This is a genomic window from Lacrimispora sphenoides (assembly GCF_900105215.1).
GTDB lineage: Bacteria > Bacillota > Clostridia > Lachnospirales > Lachnospiraceae > Lacrimispora > Lacrimispora sphenoides_A.
This window is the reverse complement of sequence record NZ_FOIP01000001.1, coordinates 2,085,587-2,112,586: the sequence shown is the minus strand read 5'-3', so window position 1 is coordinate 2,112,586 and position 27,000 is coordinate 2,085,587. Positions and strand designations below refer to the sequence as shown.

Sequence of the window (27,000 nt, the reverse complement as noted above, 5' to 3'; positions counted from 1 at the left end):
GTATGCAATACAGAAAGAAAATGACAGCACTGCTTATAGCAGGGCTTGTAGGAACCTCTACTCTGATACCGGCAGGCACGGCCTGGGGGGCCACCGGCTGGGTTTCAGAAGGCTCCCAGTGGAAGTACATAGACCAGGATGGTTCCACTCATAAAGGCTGGGTAAAAACATCTGACGGAACCTTTTATTTTCTTGATCTCTCCACAGGCTTTATGGCTACTGGTTGGAAACAGATCAACGGTAACTGGTACTATTTTCATTCCAACGGCGCCATGGCTACCAAATGGATACAGAACGGCGGTAAATACTATTACCTAATGGATGATACAGGTGTCCTTGTTAAGGGCTGGTTAAAAATAGGCAATGACTACTACTATATGAAGGGCGACGGATCCATGTCCACCGGTTGGCGTGAAATGGACGGCGGCTGGTATTATTTCAAAGAAAACGGAAAATGCACCATTGGATGGGGACAGATTGGAAGCGACTGGTTTTATTTTGGTTCTGACGGCAAGATGGTAACCGGCTGGAAACAGATTGATAATGCCTACTACTATCTGAATGTTGATAACAAGTCTGTGCTGGGACGTATGATGACCGGCTGGCTCAGTGATGGAACCAACAAGTATTACATGGATACCAGCAGCGGAAAGATGGCCCACGGCTGGCTGCAGATTGACGGTTCCTATTATTATTTTAATGATTCAGGTCATATGATGACCGGCTGGGTACAGCTTTCCGGTGTTTATTATTATCTTGATCCATCTACCGGTAAGATGGCGGCCAACACTACCCTTACCATTGACGGAACAAGTTACACATTTGGTTCCAATGGAGCTTACCAGGGGAATGCTTCCGGTTCTCCTTCTGGTTCAACTGGCGGAAACACCCCCGGAGGCTCATCAACAGGCACCTCCAATGCGCCAGGCGGGTCTACCTCGACTCCATCAGGCTCCGGCGGGCCGGGAGGAAGCTCCTCTTCCGACAGCAATTCCTTAAGCGGAGCACCGGGAAGTTCTTCTAACGATACTCCTGGCGGTTCCTCCAATTCTTCGAGCAATGGCGTATATCAGCTATCACCAGGGCTTACGTCAGGCCCCGGCTGATCTCATAGGAATTAGTATCTGTGTGGGTATCTGCACCTCGGCGCGGATACCCTTTTATTTACGCGGATAACGGACCAGACAAATAAAAATATTTTGCATGGTGCCGCCGTAATTACCTGGAAACTTGCAAAGTAAGTTTCTTCTGTTTTTGTGCGCCTACGTTTTCATTCCGGAAGCAAAAAAGCGTGCAGCATTACATAGTACTCGAATGATAAGGAGGTATCACATTGAGACACAAGAAATTAGGCATACGGTTTGCAGCAGCAGCATTATGTGCCTTTATGGGAATGTCTGCGGGGTTTGGCCCGGCTATGAATTCCTGGGCAGCAGGCTATGAAAAGGTCAATGGCTATTATCAGCTTGCAAACGGTACGGTAATTGAACAGGTAATTGCCAGAGGAATCGACGTTTCCAGATGGCAGGGAAACGTAAACTGGGCGGCAGTAGCAGAAGATGATGTAAGCTTTGTCATGCTGGGCACCAGATCCAAGGGTATTGTTGACCCTTATTTCCATACCAATGTACAGGGTGCATCAGCGGCAGGTCTGAAAGTCGGTGCTTATATCTATTCTCTGGCTACCACTCCAGATATGGCCAGAGAGGAAGCGGATTTTGTACTCAGCCTGGTAAAGGATTATCCAATCTCCTTTCCCATCGCTTTTGACGCAGAAGACAGTGCCACCCTTGGTACCCTCCCGCCGGCACAGGTGAGCGAAATAATCAATGCATTCTGCCAGCGAATTGCAGATGCTGGATATTATCCCATTGTGTATGCCAATGATTACTGGTTATCAAATAAAATCGATTTATCCAATATGCCCTATGACGTTTGGGTTGCCCGTTATGAGGCAAAACACGTTTATGCCAACCCCATCATGTGGCAGGTCACCAGCACCGGCTCGATTAACGGAATCAATGGAAACGTTGACATTGACTTCCTCTATAAGGACTTAACTCCAAAGCTTCCGGGAAATATGTGGAGAACCATAGGAGGAAAGACACATTACTACCAGAATTATTCGATCCAGAAAAACACCTGGGTCAACGATGGCTCCGGTTGGTTCTTTATGAACGAAGAAGGACTGACTGCCACCGGATGGTTTGATAAGGATGGCCTGCGTTATTATCTTGACGAAACTTCCGGACGGATGAACACCGGTTGGAAGCAGCTTACCGACAAATGGTATTTCTTCAATCAAAGCGGTTCCATGAACACCGGATGGCTTACTGACAACGGGTCACGATATTACCTTGGTTCCGATGGTACCATGGCCACCGGATGGCAGGAATTAAACGGCCAGTATTACTATCTGGATCCTTCTTCCGGCAAAATGGCTACCGGATGGAAGAACTTAAACAACAAGTGGTACTTCTTGCAGGAAAGCGGTGTGATGTCCACCGGATGGCTGGATAACAACGGCGCCCGCTATTACTTAAATAACGACGGTTCCATGGCAACGGGCTGGCATACCGACGGCTCCTCCAAGTATTATCTGGCAGGAAACGGTGCAGTCTCAACCGGATGGCAGCTCATTGATAACAGCTGGTATTTCTTTAACCAGAGCGGAGCCATGACTACAGGCTGGATCAATCCTGATGGAAGCTGGTACTACATTGGAAATGACGGAAAGATGCAGTCCGGATGGCTTGAGGAACGGGGAGCCAAGTACTATTTAAGCGCTTCTTCCGGTAAGATGACCGTAGGCTGGAGACAAGTCGATGGGTATTGGTATTACTTTGGCGGAAGCGGCGCCATGGCAACCGGTATGACACAGGTAGGCGGACAGCAGTATTACTTAAATCCAGCTGACGGAAAGATGGCTGCCTCTGCTACCTTTGTACTTGATGGAGTTTCCTATACCGCTGATGCTAACGGAGTATGTACTATGACTCCTCAGGCAACCACCCAGCAGACAGAAGGAAATAACACTACAGAAAGCCAGGCCGGTCAAACGGGGACAGAAACAGCTCCTACCGATTCTGCCACTAACCAAACAAAAGAAATCGGTCCTGGAATACATTAATAGACTGCAGATGAGTAGGTTGCCTGTTGCAAAGCAGATCCGCAATGACATCTCATACAAAAAAATAGCACTATAAAGTTCGATAAACAAGAGAATGCGCTTTGAAAAACGGCTTTTTAAGCCCGATTCAAAGCGCATTTCTTATCTTAAATCTTTATCCCAAAATCTTCATCTCAAAGTCTTTATCTCAAAATCTTCATCTCAAAGTCTTTATCTCAAAATCTTTATCACAAAGTCTTTATCCCAAAGTCTTTATCCCAAAGTCTTTATCACAAAGTCTTTATCACAAAGTCTTTATCCCAAAATCTTTATCCCAAAATCTTTATCTCAAAATCTTTATCTACTCCGAAAAATTCTTCGTCTCTCCAACAATATAAATAGGCCTGTCCTTAAGCTCCGCGAACAGGATGGCAATGTAATTACCAATAATCCCCACAATCAGGAACAGCACCGAAAACATAAAGCAGATCAGCACAATGGTGGTAGCATACCCGTTTGGCGTCCCTACCCTTGCCCAGCTCCATATGGTGTAAATCATCATGATGATTCCCAGGATGCCTGCACCGCCCCCGGCATAGATCCCAAGCTTTAGAGGCAGATTAGAAAAGCACATGATGGTATTCAGTGAAAAGGCCATCAGCTTTTTAATGCTGTATTTGCTTTCTCCTGCTACCCTTGTTCCTGCCTCATATTCAATGGTAGTCCGGTTAAACCCGATGTTTTGCACATATCCCCGCAAAAAACGTACCTTTTCCCTGTAATTATCCCGAAGCACCTCACCAGCCCGCCTGGAAATCACAAAAAAGTCAGAAGCGTTTGGTTCAAATTTTACATCGGAAAGTACGTTGATCAAATGGTAAAAGGCAGAGGAGGCAAAATTCTTAAACCAGCCTGCGGACTCATTTTTCGTTCGCACCATATTGATGACATCATAGCCTTCCTCAAGCTTCCTGACGATTTCCGGCAAATACTGGGGAGGATGCTGTAAATCCGCATCCATGCAGACGATCCCATCCCCGCTGCTGTAATCCAGACCGGCAATCATAGCTGCCTCATGTCCGAAGTTTCTGGAAAAGCTGATGACCTTTACCTTTTTATCTTTCCTGGACAAGCCGTCCAGAATCTTCATGGTGCCATCCTGGCTTCCGTCATTGACAAAAATCAGTTCATAGTCCCAGTTAAGTTTATTTAAAATTCTGGCCGTTTCCTGATAGAACTGGTCAAGAGCCAGTTCCTCGTTGTAGCATGATACCACGACCGATATTGTTTTTCCCATATGTGCCTCCTAATGAATCAAGTGGATATGCTATTGATTATCATTCGCTTTCTTTTTTATATAACATTGTTCAAATTCTGTCAATGCCCGTGTTGATTTTTCGCTGTAATCCCCATTCACCTCTACCGCGGCCAAAAGGTTTCCATTATCATAACACACAGGTACCAGTTTTCCCCATTCGATCAAATCCCTAACCAGGGTATAGGAACGGTTCTCTTCTCCCGTATAGCCTGCCTGGACATAAACATAATCTGATTTTGCATAATCCATAAATTCCACGAAATAATCCATTTTCTTTACCAGGGCCACATTTCCCCATACCCCGGTTATATCATCATAAGACTGAACGTTACATGGGAATGCCAGTACATCCGGATGGTCTCCAATGGCAATAAGACGGGTCTCCGGGTCGGCAGCAAGGATATCCCATATATCTCCATTTCCCTTTGATACCATGTCCTGTCTGGCGGCTTCCTGATGGTTATAATAGCCTTTATGACGAAATGACACAGGTGTAAAGCCAAGGCTCCAATTCCAGCTGGTCATGGCTGTAAAAAACACAGCAAACATAAGCACCCAGACTCCGGCTCCTACGCCTCCCCGCCAGACAGTCTTTTCCCCTGTTTCTACCGCTGCCTTTAAGACATAGACCGCTGTAAGTACATAGAACAGCATGAAATAATTCCCGTCAACCTGGGTCAGCATACCTAAACTGATAAGATTGACCACCAAAAACGGTACATAGATGACTTTCAAGAAAACGGACAGGTGAGATTTTTTCCCTCTATCCACATTCTTGCCGTAAAAACAGCTTACAATCCACAATAAGAGAAGAAAGTACAGCAGAAATCCACCCCAGGCGAGGATCACATGATCCATATCCTCTCCTACAGGGCAAAAGAAAAATCCATGTAGTCGGTTTGCCAGGTGTACGGTCCTTTCCTCTAGAGACATTCCGGAGCCGGAATTGGGTATGGTATTAACCATGAACGGATATTTCAAATGAAATCCTATCCTTGTAAGAAAGGAGGAGAACACCGAGGTAAGGGGAAGACCTGTTAATACCTGAGTTCTTGCCCAGATACCTCCTAAAGCCAAAAGTGCGCCTGCCACAACTGCCAACCCACCGATATTTCCCCCTTCCGCTCCGAATCTGGGAAGCAAAAACTTCCCTAACAGATATAAAAATCCCATTCCAAAGACAGCGGTGGAAAAGATCAGAGCTGTTGGTTTTAAAGTCAGACTGAGAAAAAAGGCTGCAGTGCCGTAGCACAGATAACGCCAGGACTTTTGCCCCGCTTTTATATAGCACAGCAGGTAATACAACATGATCTCCTGGACAAACAGCGTAATGATATCGCTTTTGGCTGTGACTGCCATATTCATTATGCCTGGAACACCTGACAGCAGGGCCGCCAAAAAGACCGCCTGATCCCGCTTCATATAAAACCGTCCGATTTTGTAACCCATAAAAAGGACTCCCAGAGACAGCCACAGATTGATTGAGGTCACAAAGCTATAGGAGGGAAGCTGGGACAGGGGCAGGGTCAAAACCTCAAAACCTTTGGAATAGGTGTAGACGATCCCTATGGTTCCCAGATTTTCGTAAATCCCATGTCCATTGTCCAGGATATACCGGGACCTGACCCCATACCACAGGCTGTCGTAATCCACGGCAATGTTAAGCCGCCCCGCCTGGAGGCACACCATGGTCAGGAGAAATGCCAGTAAAAAAATCTCTTTGCCGCTGAAAGCCAAACCAGACCCATTCCCTTCGCCTCCCAGACAGGACCTTCCGAAAAGAAGCAGGATCCCGCCGCTGATAAAGACAAACACGGTCAGGTGGCCGATGGAGCCTATGCCAACAGCTGACATTAAGCAAAATATACCGATGAGAAAGACAGCGCCGGTGAGAAAGTCAGAAGCCACCCCGTCATCCTTTGGAAGTCTCCATAAGGATACCCGGAGAAAACGTCCAAAAAACAGGATATATGCCAGATAAAGACCGGATACAAGTACCGGAACAAAGGCCACATGCGCCCACAAAAAGACGGCCGTAATAAGGACCACCGCCACAAGTTTCTGTCTGCTCTTAGGGAATAAAAATCCTGACAAACAGAAGGCAGCAAACAGCTCTGCCGTCTCTGCCATCATGGTCTTATATTCCCTCTGGTTCATAATCCACTGAAAAACTTCCTGGTTTAAAATCTGATTCAGAGAATACAGGATCCCTGCCGCTGAAAAAACCATAAACAGCAGGACTCCATATTTATGTTTCTGCAATCGACCCATAAAAACCCCCGTCTGTCATTTTGTATACTGATGTAGCTACCGGATCAGTTATCGTTTAAAATCATTTCGGAATACACTGTATCCGTTTTCCTTTAATATCGTAAGCGCACTCCGCACCTTGGCCCCACTGTCAGGCAGGTTGCGCCTGTATTCAAAACCCTCCCGCAGTTCATCATCCGTAACTGCTTCAAAGTTTAGGGCTAACACCGCCATTCTTTCAAAGCTGTCTCTGCGGTTAGGGGCCTTTTTTATCTCTGTATATGTGGTATAGCAGTTTCCTGCCAGAAACATCACACAAGCCCCGCAGGCAGCGATTCTAAGGAAAGTCTTACCCATACTCTTCCACTGCTTCGATAATAAGGCAAAGGTCAGCAAGATCCCAAGGATCCCGGACTGGAACTGAAGGGCATATCTTGAGCTTAAGCCATAATTTTCCTGAAGGAATATCCACCTGGACAATAGAATGAGCACGTGGTTCAGTCCACCCGATACTATGAGAATGGCAGGCAGAACCGTCTTCTCATACAGACGGTACCGCAAATTTAACCATAGCGCAAACAGATACAGCAGGATAACCAGAAAACCAAGGATCAGAAACGGTGTATTGGTCCGAAAGATGTACTCTGCCTGCTCCCCTTCTATTACCATGGAGGAAAAAGACTTTACGAAAAAACGGACAAAAAAACCGGGCGTATCTCTCAACTGGACAAGAAGAGGCACGGTCGCCGGGGCCGCATGGTCTTCCACCGCATAGGCATTGCTCCACAAATAAAGGAGAAGAGGAATCAGTGCACAGAGGCCGTATAACCCCCAGCCCTTTCTCGAATTGCCCTTTTTTAACAGGAACATGAGACCGCAGGCTATTATTACCGTCACCGAATAGATTGCACAGTAGGGGCCTGCCACCAGAAGTGTTGTAAAAAGCGGAAGAAGCATGAGCTTTACTCTGTCATATTTCTTTTCCTGTCCGCTCCATACCCGGTCCATCACCTCATAATGGTAATAGAAACAGGCAAAAGACAGGAAATGGGCCCAACCACTTCCATTGGTCAGCATTTCCCACTTATTAAGGCTGAAAAGTACGATCATTAAAGCCCCAAACCAGCCAGGAGAAACCTTCCTGCGGCTGCAGTAGCTTCCCAGGGCAAGGCCGGAAAGTCCGAGGGCCAGGACGCCTAACACACGGTCAAACATGGTGTTGTATCCGAAAAGTGATACATTAAGGATCCTTCCCAGATAATTGGCCGGAATCCTGGTCAGGACATCCGGCACAAAAAACTTAGCCGGATTCCATACGTCAGGCAGATAACTGTTCACAAGGCGGACGTAATCGGTATAGATTCCGTCACAGGTTGCCGTAAAGATATACCAGAGGCCAAAAACAGTCCCCAAAAGGGGAAACAGGCCGTACAGATACTTTCTATTCATGCGTTTCTCCTATGCCCTTAATTTGCGGTTATGGAAGCAACGACGGAGAGGTGCTTTTCTCCTCTTTGCTCCGATGCATTTTCGTAGTAAAAGTTGCTTTCAAAAGTAAGCTCCGTAACCTGAAAGGCTGTCGTGTCAATTTCAGCTGTTACCGTATTGGAAGTGATGGGGATGACCTGGTTTTCTGTTCCATTTATGGTCACAGTAATCTGTTCCAGACCGGTAATAACGCCAGGATAATAGAATTTAAATCCGATCTTGCCTTCTTTCCCTGCCATGATCCGGACTTTGGCGCTTTCATCCAGCCAACCGTCCTCATAACAGCCATAGACCGACTCAAATTTTAAGTTCCGGACAAATTCCGTTACATCCTGAAATGCGTTATGGGCCGGATCTTCCCTCAGTATCAGCATGTTTGGAGTTACCAGGCCGATATCGTGGATGGATTCAATAAAAGTAACTTCGGTTCCTTCTGCCAGCCGTTCTTTATCAAAGGTTTTGAAAAAGGTCCTGGCAGTAAAATCGCTCATCTCGTAGGAATTGCCGATGATGTAAATTTTCTTTCCGAATATCTCAGCCTTATATTTCCCGAAAGTCTCTTCTGCCAGGGAATTGTACCGCAGCTGGGAAGACCAGTAATAAAGATTCTCATATTTACCCCGGTAAAAACTTTCTACCGGAAGCATGAGAATGCCGTAAAGCAGAAACAGACCGCAGTATATCAGAGGCCTGGTACGCTTTACCACACCGCACATGTAAGCTGCGAATAACCACGCCGCTGTCATGGAAACATAGATCCACCGGGTCTCCACCCTTATGGTGACGCTTGAAGAGCCGATGCACAGGGCGATAAATAAAAGAAACAAGCAGATTACAGGAAGACGTTTTTTAAGCTGCTTCCGTTCCCGTATAACTGTTACAAGAAAAATCACGGTCATAATAAGGAGAAAGAAATCTGCAAACACTACAAGAACATGAACCCAGTAAGGTGATCTTCCCCAGCTAAGTCCATTTAAATGATCAGGGCCTGCATTGATTCCAAATAAGTAAAGCACCTGGCTTAAGGCATACCGGATAGTTTCCGAAAGATGGAAGGTATCCGCCACATCCGTTCCACCTGTCCCTGCCGGAGAAATACTTCCGATGGTAAGAAAGCGGATCACCTGAACCGCCAGGAATGCCCCGGTAATGCTCAGCCACGGCTTTAGACTCCTCTCCTTTTTCATGAGAAACGCGGCATAAAATAAGGGCAGAAGCACCATATAGCGTTCATGAATGAAGCAGACAGAGAAATACATTACCGTTGCAGCCGGTACAAGCCACCTTCTCTCCTCTTCATCGGAGAGATAACGGTAGAGACAGTAGAAAATGCCGATAGCTGCCCACAGCGCCATGCTTTCCATCAGTCCGTATACCTGGCTGATCTGGTAATAAGACATCCGGGAGAGCAGGTATAAAATCCCGCACAAAAAGCCAATGATCCGCCTGCCTGACAAACGCTTTCCAAACCGGTAAACCGTATAGGCGATACAGCTGTTTAAAAGGATATTAAAAGGTACGAACCAGCCGATGTGGTTTCCGAAGACCATCAGTTCCAGCCAGGCCGCCAGATAATAGACAAAACGGAACCGGGTGCTTCCCAGAGGGAATACAAATTCACGGAAAGACTGCTCTCCGTAACAGGACCAAAGATATAAATCATCCATATAAAGCCCTTTTATCTCTATTCCTCTGTTTATGAAAAAAGCAAATCCCAGCAAAAGCGCGGCTGCGATGATCTCTTCCTTCCACTCAGCTTTCCACTTTTTATCTTTCATCTTTAGCCCCTTTCTTATTTTAATTCACGCTTAAAAGAATCGTTCCTCTAACATCAGGCAGAGGGCATGGTAAACCGGTAGGTGGAGTTCCTGAATTTTAAATGTCTCTGTTTCCGGAACCACTACTGTCACATCCGCTCCCATCTTTAAAAGCCCTCCGTCTTTCCCGGAAAGACCGATGGTTTTCATGCCAATAGCCTTTGCTGCTGTTACGGCATACATAACATTCTTCGCATTACCGGAGGTGGATATTCCTAAAAATACATCCCCCTTCTTTCCGTATCCATACGTCTGCTGGGCGTAGATCATTTCCCCGTCCACATCGTTTAAAAATGCTGTGGAAAGGCTGGGATGGCCGGTTAAGGCAATGGCCGGAAGACCTCCCTGAAGCTTATCTCCTAGCTCCTTACCAAGCGCTTGGTCTGCCTCTAAGAGCTTTGCAGCAAAATCTTCTGATACAGGACGGCGCTTTACAAAACCCTTCATCAATTCTCCTACAATGTGCTCTGCATCCGCACAGCTACCCCCGTTTCCTGCGATCAGCAGCTTTCCGCCGTTTTCATAACATGATTCCAGGATCTCGTAAGCTTCCCTGATCTGAGGCTTTACGCCAGCCAGCACAGGATAACGTTCGATCAGCTCTTCTAAATAGTTCATAGGTTCCATGTTTCTCACACTCCTTCTCTGTTCAGTATCCAGTCTGCAGCTTCTTTCATGGCAGGGGCATAGAAGTCAAAAGAATTCCTTTTCTCTGACTGGGTCAGATTGCCGTATAATTCTTTTCCATATCCGGTCCCTACTAATATTGTGTTCACTCCATATCTTTTTCCAGCTTCTGTATCCAGAAGCTTATCTCCGATCATATATGAATGGGACTTGTCCACCTGAAAGCTTGTCTCTGCCATTTCAAACATCCCTGTTTCTGGCTTCCGGCAGTGACATTCCACCCGGTATTTTCCGATCCCATGAACCGGATGGTGGGGGCAGTAATAAAAGCGGTCTATCTGGGCTCCTTCTTTTGTAAGAAGGCTGTTTAAATATTCATGGAGAGCTCTCACATCCTCTTCCCCATAATATCCTCTTGCCACACCGGCCTGATTGGTGACTACCACAAGCTTAAATCCCTGCTCCCTAAGCCGCCTTAAGGCTTCCGGCACTCCTGGAAGGATCACCAGGTCATTAGGCCGGTGCAGGTATTCTACTTCTTCGTTGATGGTTCCATCCCGGTCTAAAAATACGATTCTGTCCATGGTTTCCCCCCTCCTTTTTCTGCTCTTTTTAACTGACAGGCGCTCCGCTATAAATGCGTGTAGCCCATAAATGTAGTAGGATTGCCGTAGCAGCCGTGCTCCGGCGCGAGAATCTGCATTAAGACTTTTTATATCTACACTTGAAAGTGATATTCGCCTCCTGGTATAGCAACCCGGACCTCTTGGTAATCCCAGCGTTTTTCGTCTGTGACCCACGCCTGGGCGCCCCGAAGTTCAAAGTTCCAGTCCGTAAGCTGTCCTCCGGCTGCTTCCATACGTGCAGCCACCTTATGACGGACGTTATAGGGACAGTACACCAGAAGGAAACCTCCTCCTCCGGCTCCTAAAAGCTTTCCGCCCAGAGCACCAGCCTTTAATGCCTCCTCGTAAAGCTCGTCAATATGGGGAGTGGAGATCTTGCTGCTCATGCGCTTCTTGCTCTTCCAGCCATAATCCAGAAGCTTTCCAAAGCTGTAAAGGTTACCTTTTAACAGTTCATCCTTCATGGCATAAGAAAGCGCTTTTACCTCACACATAGCATCGAATGGATCCTTCTTTTCGTAGTTTTTCACCTGGTCTTTTATGATGTTGGCGGATACATGGATGTTTCCTGTATAGCAAAGAAGCAGATTGTACTGCAGCTCATGGATAATCTCTTTTTTTATGCGGAGAGGGTTAACCACCACATTGTTGCGGCCGTGGAACTCGATGAAGTTAAAGCCTCCAAAGGTAGCAGCATACTGGTCCTGGTAGCCGCCGTCGATCTTTAAATCCTCTCTCTCCACCTGATAGGCTAAGTCTGCCATGGCATAGCTGTCCATTTCCACGCCTTTCCATTTGGCCATGGCCGTTAATAAGGCCACCATAACGGTGGAGGATGTACCAAGGCCTGATCCGGGAGGGGCATCGCACTGTAAGTACACCTCACAGCCCTGCTTGATATCCATTGCCTTTAATGCCGCCGTCACCAGATCCAGGCGTCCGTCATATACATAATTTTCATTCGTGTTGTACTTGACCGTCATATCAAAGTCCAGAGAATGAACGATGATCTGATCATCATCCCTTGGTACGATGGAGCAGTATGCGTACTTATTGATGGTGCTGCCGATGATGGCTCCTCCCTGTTCCACACAGAAGGGAGCTACATCGGTTCCTCCTCCGCCAAAGCTCACCCGCAGGGGAGCACGTCCTCTGATTACCATAAGTTCACCTCTCCTTTCCCCTCTCCGCCCATGCTCTCCGGGCACAGCGCACCCCGCTTCATCGGGTGTAAAGGTATACCTGTAAGGTGTTTCCCTACATCTTCTGCAAACCGGTAATAATCCTCCGGAATTCCTATATCAATGAAATACCCGCTGCTTACAAGGCCGCCCAGCTTTTTCCCTTCTGAAAGCCACTTTGGAATCATTACCTGTTCCAGGGACACCTTTCCTTCAGGGATCTCATCAAGCAGATCGCGCCTGAGTAAATAAATGCCGCCGTTTATGGTTCCCCGGCGTTTTTCTTCCATCTTCTCATTAAAGGCAGTAAGCCAGCCGTCTTCTAAAACTGCCTGTCCGTAACGGGACACATCTGGCACCTCCCGGAGTACCAGGGCCATGTCTAAATCCCGTTCTTTGCCAAGTTCCATAAGCTTGTTGTAATCAATCCGGTAAAAAGTATCAGCATTTAGTACTAAGAATCGGTCTGAATGTATTTGAGATCCTGCATTTTTAATGGCTCCTGCGGTTCCTAACAACTCTTCTTCATAAGCATAAGAAACCCGTATCCCCCATTTAGATCCGTCTTTAAAATATTCTTCTACCATCGAGCCTTTATAGCCCACGGCGAAAATTATCTCCGTCACTCCATAGCGGACCAGCTCCAATACTACATATTCCATAAATGGCTTGTCTCCGATCAGGGCCATAGGCTTTGGTCTGTCGCTTACTACGGAACGGAGCCGTGTGCCTAGGCCGCCTGCCAGTAAAACTGCCTGCATAACTGTACCCTCCTGATATTATTTCTTATGGTTATTATAACATAAGTCCACAGTGCAGAACATAAAACCTGCGGTATACATACTTACGGTATACGTACTTACGGCTTACGCCCTATGAAGTAAGCCATGAGATTTTTTATTATGTACAAGTACAAAAATAATCTTTCCCAGCCTTATTTCGCACTGCTCATTGCTTTCGTGGTTAGTATATCATATATCCTTTAGAACAATCCAGGAAGATCATTTCCCCGGATTCCCTGACCGGGACCGAAGCATGCCTCCCAGGCCATGAATGACCTTTCTTGCCCCAATTGCAAATAAGACCGGAAGGACAATTCCCATAACAAAATACAGAACATGAAGTTCTGGATAGGAATGAGGGAAGCCTCCCTGATTTTCTGCGGGCTCCAGTATCATCTGGGCATAAATCCAGTCGCAGACCTTAAATGCCAGAAAATGCAGAGCCATGATGTCAAAGGAATATTTTCCAAGCAAGGCCGCAGTCTTCCCTGCGATCGGAGCCTTCTGCAAACACTTAGCTGCATAGCAGCAGAGATAAATACCGGCTGCAGAAATGATATAAAAGTTGATCCCTCCTGGTATCTGATTGGCGGACAGCTCCACACTTTCCTCTGTAAACATCAGGAAATAATAGAAAAGCCCTGCGCACAAAGCAGCACCATACCATGTTACATATTTTTCAATGGAAATCTTCCATGTCCGCACAGCATATCCGCCATAGTAAACCGGAATCACCAATAGGGCTGTCTGAAGGTGGTAGTTTAAGAAAATCTCTCTCCGGATGAGGACTACACCAAAAAGCCCTGCTCCAACACAGAGAGCCGCTGCTGCCCATGGCCGGAAAGAATCCGGGAGATAGTTCCTGCAGAACCAGAGAATGACCGAAAAGCCTGTTCCTGCCCCCAGCATAAGAGGCACGAACCACATCGCTCCTGACGGTCCTTCCGGGCATCGTAAGAACAGGGTATTTGCCATGGCAAGGATCATCTCCTTTTTGCCGTAGTGCGCATCAGACAGAAAAAGCAGATACTTTGAAAGCAGGTTATGTAGTAAAACGAACAGGCCTCCATAACAGAAATAGGGCACCCACATATTCTTTAACCGCCTTGCAAAAAAGTCAAAGGGGGCATCCCCGTAGCGCTCTTCATTATAGAAGTATCCTGAAATGAAAAAGAATATAGCCAGATGGTAATAATACACCGTCCGAATGGCAATCCCCAGGTTCTGTGAATGACCAAACACAATGGATACGATTCCGATCCCCTTTAAAATATCCCAGAACAGAAGCCGGTCTATTTTTTTCTCTTCCATGCGATCCTCTTCCTTTCCCCTTACTTTCTCCATAGTTCCTTTCTCTTCATTCAAGTACGCCCTTGCAATCTGCCGTCCGGCACAGCCACAGGCTTAAAACGGCATGGCACCGCGCCCGGTCATACCGGGACGGGTTTACCTGTTTGCCGTTTAAAAATCTTCTCCAATTACGTTCCAGGCAGCATCTATACTATGATAGCTGCGGATATAATTCTGGGTTTCCATACTCATCTGCCTGCATCGTTCCGTATCCTGATACAGGGAAATAACATCCCCTGCAAAGGCAGCCGGCTCATCTCTCACAACCATAACCTTTTCTGCCTCCGGGATTCCCTCTGCACCAATGGAGGTGGTGACCACCGGAGCGCCGTTATATAAGGCTTCGATGACTTTTCCCTTAACTCCTGCGCCGTAACGCAAAGGCACTACGACTACCCGGCAGCTTGAATAAAGTCTTGTCAGTTCCTCTTCTGATACGAATCCCTTTACAATGATTCCGCTGCCCGGCTGCTCCAAAGCCTTGATTTCATCCGTTACCTTGGAACCCACGATATAGAAATCAATGGGAAGCTGTTCCCGGATCAGAGGGAATATTTCCTGTGCAAACCACAAAACTGCATCTGCGTTAGGCGGATGGGCAAATCCTCCTACAAACAAGAGCCCTTCCCTCTTTTCAAAGTTATCAGGAATGTGGTTTAAGAACTTTTCGTAAACATAGGCCACAATGGCTTTTACATGGATGGTCGGCTCTATCTCATGAATGGCCTCCCGTTCCACATAGGATGGATAATAGGATACCGCAGCCTTTCTCATCAGGCGAAGCTCCACGGACCTCCAGTATTCAGAGGACTCCCTTTTCTTAGGATCTCCGGTCAGTTCATACTCCCGGCCTTCCCTTAAGAAGTGCAGATCATGCCCATAATAGATCATCTTAATGTTTGTCTTATCTTTGATAAAATCTACATACTTTGTAGCAATATGGGGACGGTTCAAATAAGCTACCTTGATATCGTCTCCATGCTCCTTTAGCCAGTCCCAGATTTTCACCTGGAATTCCTTGCCGTAAAGAATCTCAATTCCCATCTGCTGCAAAGCGGTGGAATAAGGTTCCTCATGGAGGAAATTATCTCCCAGGAACTTTACAACGTAGCCCTTTTCCAAAAACATCTTCAAATACTGGAAGGTGGTCTTGGAACCGGCATCCCGGTCATAGGTGGGAACATAATGATCCACTACCAGAATGATGTCTTTGCCCTGGCTTCTCTCCCTGGCCCGGAATACATCGGGATTCCCGTCATTTTCACTTTGCAGTTTGAATTCAGCTGCCCATTTTTCCCTTAACTTAAGGCCATTTTCCACCTGGTACCGTTTAAGGCCTGAGCCATTGACATCCGTTCCGTTGGAAATGCCCTCAAAATGTATGACCTTGGATAAAGGCTGGTAAACCACCCGAAGGCCCGCTTTGCGCACCTCAAAGGCAAGGTCAGAATCCTCACAATAGGCAGGGGCAAACCGGTCGTCAAATCCGCCGATCCGCTTCCATAAGTCATTGGTGAGAAGGATGGCGGCTCCGGATATATAGTCCACATCTTTTACATAGTTGTATTCCGGCTTGTCCGGATCATCAAGGCGTCCGTAATTCCAGCCGGAACCGTCACAGAAGATGATCCCCCCTGCTTCCTGCAGGCGTCCATCTGGATAGACCAGCTTGGACCCTACCATGCCGATGGTTGGGTCTGATTCGATTAAGTTCACCAGGCTGCTTAGCCACCCTTCTGTTACCTGGGTGTCATTGTTAAGGAACATGACATATTTTCCTCTAGCAGCTTTGGCCGCCTGGTTGCAGTTCCGCAAAAATCCCTGATTGGTTTCATTGCGGCATATGATCACGTTTTCCGTAAATTTTGAAAGTTCAGCCGTTGCATCTGTAGAAACATCGTCTGCTATGATAACCTCATACACCACGTCCCTGGTATGTTCCAGAATAGATGCAAGACAGGCATAGGTATAATGGATCTGATTGTAGACCGGAATGACGATGGATACCATGGGATGGCCCTCTTTAATAAAACGGAGCTTTCCATGGGTACGGTAGGCATCTCCTATCTTCATATCTCCTTCGATCAGATTCCTCCCTTCCTCTGTTGTATAGAGGCGGAAAGATTTCAGCGGATGAAATACCGTGTCCTTGGCATAAAACAGCAGCTTCCGCTTTCTGGTCCCTTTGGGGAACCTTTCGTTAAAGATTCTTCCTAGCTTTCTCCTGGCACGGAAGGTTAATGCCTCGTGCCCCTGAAGCCAGGTGATCATCTCTCTCATATCGTCACAATCTGTCCGCAGGGTCTGAATGATCATCTCCTGGTTGGTCACATGGTTGTCAGTCAGACGCTTTTCTTCCTGCTGCCTGGTGATGAGCACATCCTTTTCCCGTATCTCCATTTCCATCTGGGAAAGGCGTTCCTTTGTCTCATCGATCACCTGGGATAGGCCATACATATCCTCAGGCAGGGCATGGGTTTCCTGCATATAATTGACCAGATAGATCTGCTGGTTCTCTCCGTGGACATATTCCTGGAAACAGCGTTCCATCTCCTCATACGTTGCAATACGCTCTGCCTCCACGCCGAACTCTTCCATAAAGGCTTCCATGGAACCATAGGACAAAAGGCTTTTATACTGCTCGTAAAAATAATAAAGAACCCTGAACTTTATAAAAGTGACTGGAACCGGGAAGGAAAATACCCATTCATAGTCCAGGAGATAAGGACCGTCCTCTGTCATCATGATGTTCTCAAATAGGCAGTCAATGTTGGAGGTTTTAAACGCCCAGTCTTTTTCATCTGCCTTAGCGAGTTTTCCAAACACCTCTTCAAATTCAGCCGTAACGGTGAAGGGGATGATGCAGTTTTCTTTCACGCCCAGGATCAGGGAAAGCCCGTCTTCCATATGGGATACGGAAACCTTTCCGTTACGGATCTCCCTTCCAAGCAGCTCGGAAAGGGTCTGACCTTTAAGGAAATCGAAACGGGCGGTTTTTTCATCCGGACTTATGGAAACCCCGGCAACCTTAAGCTTTTGGCTTTGCGCCGCAAGGCTTTTATATTTTTCACCAAGGGATTTTATATGTGCAGCCCCCTCAGGCCTTAAGGCTGTCTTCTCCACAAATGGACAGCCTTCCTCTTCCACCAGACTGGTGCGGATCTGGAACGCTTCCCTGCGGGTCTTGTTGTATTTTACAAAGTTAATTTTCTTCATGACGGCTCCAAATGGTTAAAAATGAATTGGCAAATGTCTCAAACTGTTTTCCCTCACATACCTCGTCGAACATCTTTCCTAAATCAAACTTCAGATATTTCGGATAGTCATAGGCCAGTATGGCGTGAGTTAAATCTCCCTTGCCTGGCAGATATTGATCGGAATACAGGGTGATGGGCAGGCGGTAGTCGGGCATGGGATAATGGAATTCGGCATTACCCGATCTTCCGTCCTCTCCGCACAAAAGTTCCAGGACCTCTGCCCTTGAAAGCCGGTCCTTATCTGGAACCGCACCGGCCTGATATTTAAGGCCCAGGCGGTTGCATATGGAAAGGATCAGCTTTCCTTCCGGCTTTAAAAGGGATTTTGCTTTTCTTATGTGTTTGTCATATGGCGGCCTTAAGGAACCCACAATCACCACATAGTCGAAGCCTTCCTCATCAATGGTGTCTAAATCTCCTGTTATATATCGGATGTTTCCCTGTTTTTCATTGCGCAAACGATTGAATGACAGATTATTACTGTCAGGGTCAAGGACGGTTACCTCTCTGACCCGCCTGCTGTATAGGCCGGTCAGGGCGCCGTAATCGGATCCTACCTGAAGCAGAGAGCTCTCCTCATCAAATTCATACCACTCCAGAAGGTTCTCACGTATATCTGATAATGCATAGAGGTAATCCAGGTTAGGATTCTCCTGCAGCAGCTTTTTCGTATCTCCATTATATTTTAAAAACAGCTTCTTAAGTTCAGGGCTTAAATCATTCATGGACGTTTCCTCCTCACTCTCCTGCCCGGTGAAGCTTTACGCTTACTTCCGGTTCCATATCATAAATACCTACTGTATTTTTATTGGAAATGACCGTAATATTTGCGATGTCATACAGACGGTGGTAAACCACATGCTCCCCGTTTTCAAATCCGGTGCAGCTCATGGAAAGAAGATACTCTCCTCCCTGAAGGGTCATTTTCTGGTTAAATTCCACCTCATATTCATCGCCTTTTCCCACGGCCTGCACATCAGAGGCCTCGTACATGGTGTTGGTGCCGGTTAAATCAGCTCCCCGTTTATCTTTGATGGTGTAGGTAAAGATGGGCGTTTCGATTTGGGTATGGAAATGGATCCGCTCTTTAATGGTAAAGCGTTCTCCTTTAAGGAGGAGGTTGGTTACATTTCCTCTTTCATCCAGAAGTCCGAAATCCACGATCTCTGCTCTCTTATCGCCGTATTCGGTACGGGTCGGGTTGATCGTCAGTTTTTCCTTCATAAGGCCTTCCTGGCGGGAGTTTTTGGACTGTGCCAGAATTGCAGCCTGGTCTCCGGAAAAATCGTTTAATATGCCGCTTCTTATTTCTTCCAGTTCTTCTCCAAGATCGTCCATTTGATTTGCCAGGATCTTTTTATAGAGATCCACCATCTTTCCGGGCTCTCCTTCGGCGATAAAGTTGCCTTTGTTTAATACTACCACACGGTCACAGTATTTGATGATTGCACCCATATCATGAGTGACCATTAATATCGTGGTTCCATTCTGGCGGATATCTTCCATTCGGCGGTAGCATTTGGCCTGGAAAAACACGTCTCCAACGGACAGGGCCTCGTCAACGATCAGGATTTCTGGCTCCACGTTGATTGCCAGCGCAAACGCCAGGCGGACGAACATGCCGCTTGAGTAGGTTTTTACTGGCTGATAAACGAAGTCACCGATGTCTGCGAAGTCTAAAATGTCCTGAAGCTTTCCATCCATTTCTTTTTTGGAGAAGCCCATCATGGTGCCATTCATGTAAATGTTTTCGATTCCGGTATAATCCATATTAAATCCGGCCCCCAGCTCTAAAAGAGCGGAAATCACACCGTTTACCTCTAAACTGCCTGAGGTAGGGGTGAGGACTCCGGTAATGATCTTTAGTATGGTGGACTTGCCTGATCCATTGGTTCCGATGATTCCTACGGTTTGTCCTTTTTCTACATCAAAAGAAATGCCGTTTAGGGCATAGAAATCTCTATGGTAGTTTTTGTGGGTTATGCTTAAAGCCTCCTTTAATCGGTCGGAGGGCTTTTCGTATAATTTGTAGATTTTTGTTACGTTGTTAACAGATATTACTTTGTTGTTCCATTCTACGGACATTGAATCCTCCATGTTACATAAAATTAATCCCACTGGTCCGTAGTGCAGCTTGGGAAACTTTCAGTTTCCCAAGCTCACGGGCATTCGCCCTATGAAATATGTCAGGAAAAGATTTTCTTATGTGCGAGCACAACGAAAATCTTTTTCTGCCATATTTCGCACTACTCATTGCTTTCTTGAAGGTTATAGCACATCAGAAAAGTGTGGGCGCAGTTTTTTAAATACTTTCAGCCCTATAAGCATCAGGACAATGGTCACTGTCCAGAAATAAAGTCCCAGGGTCGGCCGTTCTGTCAGCCAGTTTCCGGTCAGCATGCTGTCACGGTATCCGGCTACGATATAATAGAAAGGATTTAGCTTAAGCAGTACCGGCAGCCAGGTTGGAATTGCCGGAAACATCTCCGGCGCCCACATTATCGGCACCATCCACATTCCAAACTGCAGAAAAATCCCTATGATCTGGGCCATATCCTTGAAAAATACATGAATGGCACTGGTAAAATAAGCAATGGCCAGTGACAGCATGGAGCTTGCAAAGGAATAATACAAAATCTGGATCCAGCTTGCCTTTGGAAGGAAGCCGTAGCAGAAAAATACCAGGATCATGATGATTGCAAATATACCATGTACCATCAGACAGGAAATCATCTTAATGACCGGAAGGATCTCTACCCGGAATACCACCTTTTTCACCAGATAATTATATTCCTGAAGACAGCCCGTCCCCATATTCAGTACCTCGCTGAAATAAAACCATGGCACAATGCCTGGAATCAGCCAAAGCACGTAAGGATAATCCGGGACCGGAGGTACACTTTTAAAGCCCATCTGGAATACGAAGAAATATACCAGAACAGTTGCCATGGGCTGCAAAAACATCCAGGCAATCCCAAAATAGGAACCTACAAACCGTTTTTTAAAATCTGCCTTTGACAGATCCAGAATGAGCTTTCTTTTTGTAATAATTTCTTTTATTAAGGAAACCAGATAATTCATGGTTTTCTCCTCTCACTAAAATTTGAAGGTATCCCGGATTCCGCTCCATTTCTGATCCTTCTCAGAAATGATCAGCTCCATACCTTCTTCAATCGGCCAGTCAATGCCAATTGACGGGTCACTCCATAAAATACCGCCCTCATCACCCGGGTGATAGAAATCGGTACATTTATATGCGAATTCTGCCTCATCGGATAAAACTAAAAATCCATGGGCAAAGCCTTCCGGAATGTAGAACTGCTTTTTGTTTTCTGCAGACAGCTCCACCCCGAACCATTTACCATAAGTTTCAGAAGCGGAACGCAGATCCACCGCAACGTCAAATACTTTTCCTCTTACGACCCGTACCAGCTTTCCCTGGGGGAACTGCTTCTGGAAATGAAGCCCCCGCAGTACGCCTTTTGTAGACATGGACTGGTTGTCCTGTACAAAAACCATATCAAGTCCGGCTTCTTTAAAATCATTCTGATTATAGGTTTCCATGAAATATCCTCTGGTATCGTGAAATACCGCAGGCTCAATGACAAAAAGTCCTTCTATTCCGCATGTTGATACCTTTATCTTTCCCATAATTTATGTTCCTTTCCACTTTCTGTCTATTTTTTTGACATAATCGTATACCTCTAAGGTATTTATCTTTTAAAAACATTCTTTTACTTGTAGCATTCTACCACAAGTTTGACCAGATTTCTATATATAGGGGGATTTTTATTAAAATAAGCCACTCATTCTCAGGAGAATCCAGGTAGAATGAAATGCGAAAAATGTCTTTTATTAAAGAAAAAAAATGCTGCATCTCATACATCTGTACAAGAAAACAGCATTTTAATTCTTTATGGACTCATATTTCCATATCTGATCAACAATCTAATGATTCGGGAGAAATTTTTCTCAATTTACTGCTTGACAATAAATGACTTTCTCTTACTTACCACATCGAAAATAACCGCTGCCATAAGAACCGCACCCTTTACCACCTTCTGAAGGTTCTGGTCCACACCCATGATGCTCATGCCTAAGTTAAGCACGCCCATCAGGGTCGCACCCACGATTACTCCCGGTACAGTTCCGGTACCGCCGTATGCGGAAGCGCCTCCGATAAAGCAGGCACCGATGGCATCCATTTCATAGCTGTTTCCTGCTGTGGGATTGGCGGAATTTAAGCGGGCAACCGTCACCATGCCTGCCACTGCTGCCAGCAGTCCCATATTTAAATAAGCGAGGAAATACACCTTATTGGTATCAATACCGGACAGTCTGGTGGCCTTCTCATTTCCCCCCACAGCGTAAAAATACCGCCCTGTGGTAGTTTTGGAAGAAATATAGCTGTAAATCCCGATGATCGCAGTCACCCAGATCAGGGCATTGGGAATGCCTTTATATCTTGCCAGCTTATACATAACAAACAGGACCACAAAACTGATAAGAGTCACCTTGATTGCCATGCCTCCAATTGGATCCACCCGGTATCCCTTTTGAAGCTTTCTTCTGCGGTTTAAAAGTTCCAGTGCCACAAAAACCAGGCAGGCAATGATTCCCACTAAAAAACAGGTCAGGTTAAAGCCCTGCATCCCGAATAGATCCGGAACATAGGTATTAAACAGACTTAAAAACGGATCAGGAATGGGGGACAAGGTCATTCCCTGCAAAACCACATTGGATAACCCGCGGAACATGAGCATGCCGGCCAGAGTCACGATAAAGGGAGGGATCCGTACATAGGCGATCCAGAAGCCCTGCCAGGCGCCTACCAGCATACCAATAATCAGCATTGCAAGAAGGGTCAGATAGGGGTTGATCCCCATGGTGATCATCATGCTTCCGCCTACTGCTCCTACAAAACAGACCACAGAGCCTACGGATAAGTCAATGTTACCTCCCGTAAGAATGCAAAAAAGCATGCCGGTTGCCAGAATAAATACGTAGGCGTTTTGGGCAATCAAGTTGTTCACATTCTGAGGCAGGAGCATCTTCCCTCCGGTATTGACCGTGAAAAGAAAGATTACAACGGCCAGAACGATCACCATCGTATATTTTTTTAATCCCTCAGATAATTTCATCTTATTCTCCATCTTCTACTCTCCTTTATCTGATTTTAAAATACAGGCCATAATCTTCTCCTGAGTTGCCTCGGCCGCACTGACCTCTCCCACCATACGGCCCTCATTCATGATATAAATGCGGTCGGACATTCCAAGTACCTCAGGAAGCTCCGATGATATCATGATGACAGATTTGCCTTCCGCAGCCAGGCGGTTGATGATACAGTATATTTCGTATTTTGCGCCCACATCGATTCCTCTGGTGGGTTCATCTAAAATCAGAATATCCGGCTCTGCAAACATCCATTTTGAAAGGAGGACCTTCTGCTGGTTTCCGCCGCTTAAGTTCCCTACATTCTGTTCCACAGAGGGGCACTTGGTCTTTAACTTATCCCGGTAATCCTCTGCAACTGCAAATTCCTTATCCTTATCAATAATGGAGCGGCGGCTGATTGCCTGCATATTTGCAAGGGTCGTGTTGATCTTAATAGGATTTCCAAGGATCAGGCCATTGCCTTTCCGGTCTTCGGTAACATAGGCAAGTTTATGGCGTATGGCTTCCCGGACGGAGTTTAACGCTACTTCCTGCCCTTTGATACGGACCTTTCCCGAAATATTGACGCCATAGCTCTTTCCGAAAATGCTCATGGCAAGCTCTGTTCTTCCGGCGCCCATCAGGCCGCAGATTCCCACGACCTCTCCTTTCCTCACATAAAAGGAGACATCATTTACTACCTTCCGGTCCGAATACAGAGGATGGCAGGCATTCCAGTGCTCTACCTCCATGGCCCTTTCACCGATTTCCACGTCATCCCGTTTGGGAAAACGGTCCACCAGTTCCCGCCCTACCATGCCTTTGATAATACGGTCCTCGGTAATGGCATCTTTTTTCCTGTCCAGTGTTTCTATGGTTGAGCCGTCGCGGATGACTGTGATCTTATCCGACACATAGGCAATTTCATTCAGTTTATGAGAAATAATGATGGAGGTTAATCCCTCTGATTTAAATTTCAACAAAAGCTCCAGAAGCGCTTTGGAATCATCTTCATTTAAGGATGCGGTAGGCTCATCCAGGATCAAAAGCCTGGCATTCTTTGCAAGTGCCTTTGCAATTTCCACCAGCTGCTGCTTTCCTACGCTGATATCCTTAATTAAAGTATGAGAAGATTCCATAAGTCCCACTGTATTTAAGTACCGGTCCGCCTCTCCATAGGTTTCATTCCAGTTGATCGCGTACCTTTTCCCCTTTTCATTTCCCAGATACATGTTTTCTGCAATCGTCATATAGGGGACAAGAGCCAGCTCCTGATGAATGATGACGATTCCCTTTTGTTCACTGTCACTGATACGGTTAAATTTGCAGATCTCTCCGTTATAAATAATATCTCCCTCATAGGTGCCATAGGGATAAATGCCGCTGAGCACGTTCATCAAGGTAGATTTGCCAGCTCCATTTTCACCCACCAGGGCATGGATCTCACCTTCCTCTACCTGAAGGTTTACATTATCCAGAGCCTTAACGCCTGGAAATGTCTTGGTTATGCTCTTCATTTCCAAAAGTATTTTTGCCAAGAATATCCCTCCCTTGCCGTCATTTCTTAAGGACGGCCTCTCTATCTGTAAGAAGCCGTCCTCATAAGAAAATAATTTCTATTACTTTAACTGGTCTTCCGTGTAATATCCGGAAGTAATTAACATATCTTTATAGTTGTCAACCGTTACAACCACTGGATCACACAGATAAGTTGGGATAATTCCGGTTCCGTTATCATAGGATTTGGTATCATTGATCTCAGCTTCTCCGCCCTGCATAACGGAATCCACCATTTTTACTACCTGAGAAGCAAGAGTACGGGTATCCTTAAAGATACTCATGGCCTGTTTTCCTAAAAGCATGTTCTTTACATTGGCGATATCACAGTCCTGCCCGGTGATGACCGGGTATTTTCCGGTATAGGATGAAGCAAGAGCATTCTCAACGCCAAGAGCGGTGGAGTCATTGGAGCAGAGGACCGCATCCAATACGGTTCCGTCGGAATAGTTACCTGCGATAATGGTATCCATACGGTTCTGAGATTTCTCTGAATCCCAGTTAGCGGTTGCTACCTGTTCAAAAGCAGTCTGGCCGGATTTTACTACAAGCTTTCCGCTGTCAATATACTTTTTAAGGACATCCATGGCTCCGCCAAAGAAGAAGTTACAGTTATTATCCGCCGGATCACCGGTAAACAGCTCGATGTTCTTAGGTTCCGTTGCCTTCTCAAGATCCAGAGCCTCTACCAGATACTCACCCTGCTTTTGTCCGACTTTATAGTTATCAAAGGTAGCATAATATGTAACCGCATCAGAGTTCATGATCAGACGGTCGTAGGAAATAACCGGGATCCCCATGGCTTTGGCCTGGCTTAAAGGCTCTCCCAAAGAGCTTCCGTCAATAGAGGCAATAACTAATATCTGGCAGCCATTGGAAATCATGTTCTCCACCTGGGATACCTGGGTTTGGACATCATTGCTGGCATACTGTAAATCTACCTTATAGCCGGCATCTTCCAGTTCCTTCTTCATATTAGATCCATCCTGGTTCCATCTCTGCAGATCCTTGGTGGGCATGGCGACTCCGACTAAGGTTCCACTCCCCTTCGTTGCTTTTGTTTCCTCTGCTTTGGTCTCAGCCGCTTTGGCAGCTTCTGTGGTGGCTGCCGCAGTTGTCTGTGTCTCTTTGTTCTCCGGTGCAGAACTTTTAGAGCTTCCGCATCCGGAAAGCATTCCTGCCGTTAAGGCAAGGGCCATTGCAGCCGCTAAAAATTTTCGTTTCATGTTTCTTTTCCTCCTCCAATTTTTGTTTTTGCTGACAGTTTTATCTTAGCACGAATAGAACAGGACTTGTTTGCGAATCATTAGCACTGATTAATCCAGAAAAAAAATGCCCTGAATACACAGGACTTTTTCGCGTCAAGAAAATGCTACTGAAGCTATCATAGCAATTGCTGCCAGAAGAGAGGAAATTAAGACTTAAGGTTGCAATTTTTCAGACATCTTGCTAAAATAGGAATGGTATAAGTTTTTCTTATAATGTATCTCAATCAGGCATATTATATCTCATTGAAAAGATATGGTGATTATATGGAAATCAGAAAATTATCTTATTTTGTCTCAGTTGTAAAACATAAGAATTTTACAAAAGCTGCCCAGGAACACCACATGGTGCAAACAGCAATGAGCCGCCAGATTGCATCGATCGAAGAAGAGCTGGGAGTCGTTTTGTTAAAACGTAATAATAGGTCTGTTTTGCTTACATCTGCCGGGGAAGTTTTTTATAACAAAGCTTTAAAGATAATAGAACTGTACAACGAAATGATCTCTGAAACCCAAAAGACGGCCAAGCTGCAGCCTAGGGTATTAGAGATTGGCTTTGGTCATTATGAGCATATTTTAATAGCGCAGGTAGTTTCTGAGTTTCGAACCCTTTATCCGGATATTGATGTCCTGGTTGCTAAGTATAGCTATAACGACCTTATAACATACTTACAGGCAGGAAAATTAGATATCGTCTTCACTCTTCCGTTTAGTCCTGCTTTTGTATCACAGGATGAGACGGTTGTAAAGCAGGTTTTTCCTTCTACCATGTATATCATTGTAAATAAAAAGCATCCCCTTGCTCAGTACGATACCATATCAGCTGATTTACTTAATGATTGTACATTAATTACATTAAGTGAAGATTCAGGTCCCTGCTCCCTGGATATTTTAAGACAATTTACGATGACGGCCGGTCTTAATATCAAAGATATTATTAATGCAAACAGCTTGGAATCACAGATATTAATGGTGGAATCCGGGCTAGGTGTGGCATTCTTACCGAGTATTTGTACCAAGCATTTAACACCGAATGTGAAAGCTATTAATTTAAAGGATTTTGATCCCGGGAATTTTGTTGCCATGTTCCAGAAGTCCAATGAGAATCCTTTTATTAAAATATTTCTTGAATCGGCTTCATTAAAAGACAGTTAATAAATGTACAAAGGGATATTGCCCGACTAACCTGGTTAGTTTTGCAATATCCCCTTTTGAT

At 45.8% G+C, this 27,000-nt stretch carries 20 protein-coding genes; 3 read left to right on the top strand and 17 right to left on the bottom strand.

Translation table 11 applies throughout. The features are described from left to right. Positions 1–2 precede the first annotated feature (2 nt). Entirely contained in the window at positions 3–1,106 is a 1,104-nt protein-coding gene (locus BMW45_RS09605; protein ID WP_092242734.1) for a PspC-like choline-binding domain-containing protein, read from the top strand. 227 nt (positions 1,107–1,333) lie between these two features. After that, positions 1,334–3,130: a GH25 family lysozyme gene (locus tag BMW45_RS29085; RefSeq protein WP_092242731.1), complete on the top strand. Its 1,797-nt coding sequence runs from the start codon at positions 1,334–1,336 to the stop codon at positions 3,128–3,130. Positions 3,131–3,470: 340 nt separating this feature from the next. Here BMW45_RS29085 and BMW45_RS09595 read toward each other — a convergent pair whose 3' ends face one another. From BMW45_RS09595 to chvE, 17 genes are all read right to left on the bottom strand, one after another. Then, positions 3,471–4,406 carry a glycosyltransferase family 2 protein gene (locus BMW45_RS09595; protein WP_092242728.1) on the bottom strand — a complete coding sequence of 312 codons (936 nt, stop codon included), beginning with the start codon at positions 4,404–4,406 and terminating at the stop codon, positions 3,471–3,473. A gap of 30 nt (positions 4,407–4,436) precedes the next feature. Beyond that, entirely contained in the window at positions 4,437–6,698 is a 2,262-nt protein-coding gene (locus tag BMW45_RS09590) for a sodium:solute symporter (protein WP_092242725.1), read from the bottom strand. Positions 6,699–6,746: 48 nt separating this feature from the next. Further along, entirely contained in the window at positions 6,747–8,126 is a 1,380-nt protein-coding gene (locus BMW45_RS09585) for a hypothetical protein (protein ID WP_092242722.1), read from the bottom strand. A gap of 17 nt (positions 8,127–8,143) precedes the next feature. Next, positions 8,144–9,943, bottom strand: coding sequence for a hypothetical protein (locus BMW45_RS09580; RefSeq protein WP_092242719.1), 1,800 nt, complete (start codon positions 9,941–9,943; stop codon positions 8,144–8,146). A 30-nt stretch (positions 9,944–9,973) separates the two neighbouring features. Continuing rightward, positions 9,974–10,609 (bottom strand): D-sedoheptulose-7-phosphate isomerase, encoded by a 636-nt coding sequence (locus BMW45_RS09575; protein ID WP_092242717.1) that lies wholly within the window; start codon positions 10,607–10,609, stop codon positions 9,974–9,976. Between the two features lie 5 nt (positions 10,610–10,614). Beyond that, entirely contained in the window at positions 10,615–11,193 is a 579-nt protein-coding gene (locus BMW45_RS09570) for a D-glycero-alpha-D-manno-heptose-1,7-bisphosphate 7-phosphatase (protein WP_092242714.1), read from the bottom strand. Between the two features lie 134 nt (positions 11,194–11,327). After that, entirely contained in the window at positions 11,328–12,398 is a 1,071-nt protein-coding gene (locus BMW45_RS09565) for a GHMP family kinase ATP-binding protein (protein WP_025230036.1), read from the bottom strand. Then, positions 12,392–13,177, bottom strand: coding sequence for a nucleotidyltransferase family protein (locus BMW45_RS09560; RefSeq protein WP_092242711.1), 786 nt, complete (start codon positions 13,175–13,177; stop codon positions 12,392–12,394). The genes BMW45_RS09565 and BMW45_RS09560 overlap by 7 nt, the downstream gene beginning before the upstream one ends. A gap of 240 nt (positions 13,178–13,417) precedes the next feature. Further along, on the bottom strand, positions 13,418–14,542 hold the full coding sequence (locus BMW45_RS09555; RefSeq protein ID WP_092242706.1) for an acyltransferase family protein: 1,125 nt from the start codon (positions 14,540–14,542) through the stop codon (positions 13,418–13,420). 117 nt (positions 14,543–14,659) lie between these two features. Next, a complete protein-coding gene (locus BMW45_RS09550; RefSeq protein WP_092242705.1) occupies positions 14,660–17,764 on the bottom strand; it encodes a glycosyltransferase in 3,105 nt (1,034 codons plus the stop codon). Further along, positions 17,751–18,530 (bottom strand): class I SAM-dependent methyltransferase, encoded by a 780-nt coding sequence (locus BMW45_RS09545; protein ID WP_092242704.1) that lies wholly within the window; start codon positions 18,528–18,530, stop codon positions 17,751–17,753. Before BMW45_RS09545 ends, BMW45_RS09550 begins: the two co-directional genes overlap by 14 nt. Before the next feature lie 13 nt (positions 18,531–18,543). Continuing rightward, positions 18,544–19,890 carry an ABC transporter ATP-binding protein gene (locus tag BMW45_RS09540; RefSeq protein WP_092242703.1) on the bottom strand — a complete coding sequence of 449 codons (1,347 nt, stop codon included), beginning with the start codon at positions 19,888–19,890 and terminating at the stop codon, positions 18,544–18,546. Between the two features lie 183 nt (positions 19,891–20,073). Further along, on the bottom strand, positions 20,074–20,886 hold the full coding sequence (locus BMW45_RS09535) for an ABC transporter permease (protein WP_092242701.1): 813 nt from the start codon (positions 20,884–20,886) through the stop codon (positions 20,074–20,076). A 15-nt stretch (positions 20,887–20,901) separates the two neighbouring features. Next, complete coding sequence (gene rfbC, locus BMW45_RS09530) at positions 20,902–21,456, bottom strand: dTDP-4-dehydrorhamnose 3,5-epimerase (protein WP_092242699.1); 555 nt, start codon at positions 21,454–21,456, stop codon at positions 20,902–20,904. 326 nt (positions 21,457–21,782) lie between these two features. Beyond that, positions 21,783–22,958, bottom strand: coding sequence for a multiple monosaccharide ABC transporter permease (mmsB, locus tag BMW45_RS09525; protein ID WP_092242696.1), 1,176 nt, complete (start codon positions 22,956–22,958; stop codon positions 21,783–21,785). Positions 22,959–22,961: 3 nt separating this feature from the next. Then, positions 22,962–24,500, bottom strand: coding sequence for a multiple monosaccharide ABC transporter ATP-binding protein (gene mmsA, locus BMW45_RS09520; RefSeq protein WP_092242693.1), 1,539 nt, complete (start codon positions 24,498–24,500; stop codon positions 22,962–22,964). A gap of 81 nt (positions 24,501–24,581) precedes the next feature. Next, entirely contained in the window at positions 24,582–25,745 is a 1,164-nt protein-coding gene (gene chvE, locus BMW45_RS09515) for a multiple monosaccharide ABC transporter substrate-binding protein (RefSeq protein ID WP_092242690.1), read from the bottom strand. 306 nt (positions 25,746–26,051) lie between these two features. Between chvE and BMW45_RS09510 the strand changes: the two genes are divergently transcribed. Beyond that, complete coding sequence (locus tag BMW45_RS09510) at positions 26,052–26,939, top strand: LysR family transcriptional regulator (RefSeq protein ID WP_166433310.1); 888 nt, start codon at positions 26,052–26,054, stop codon at positions 26,937–26,939. The last annotated feature ends 61 nt before the right edge of the window (positions 26,940–27,000 follow it).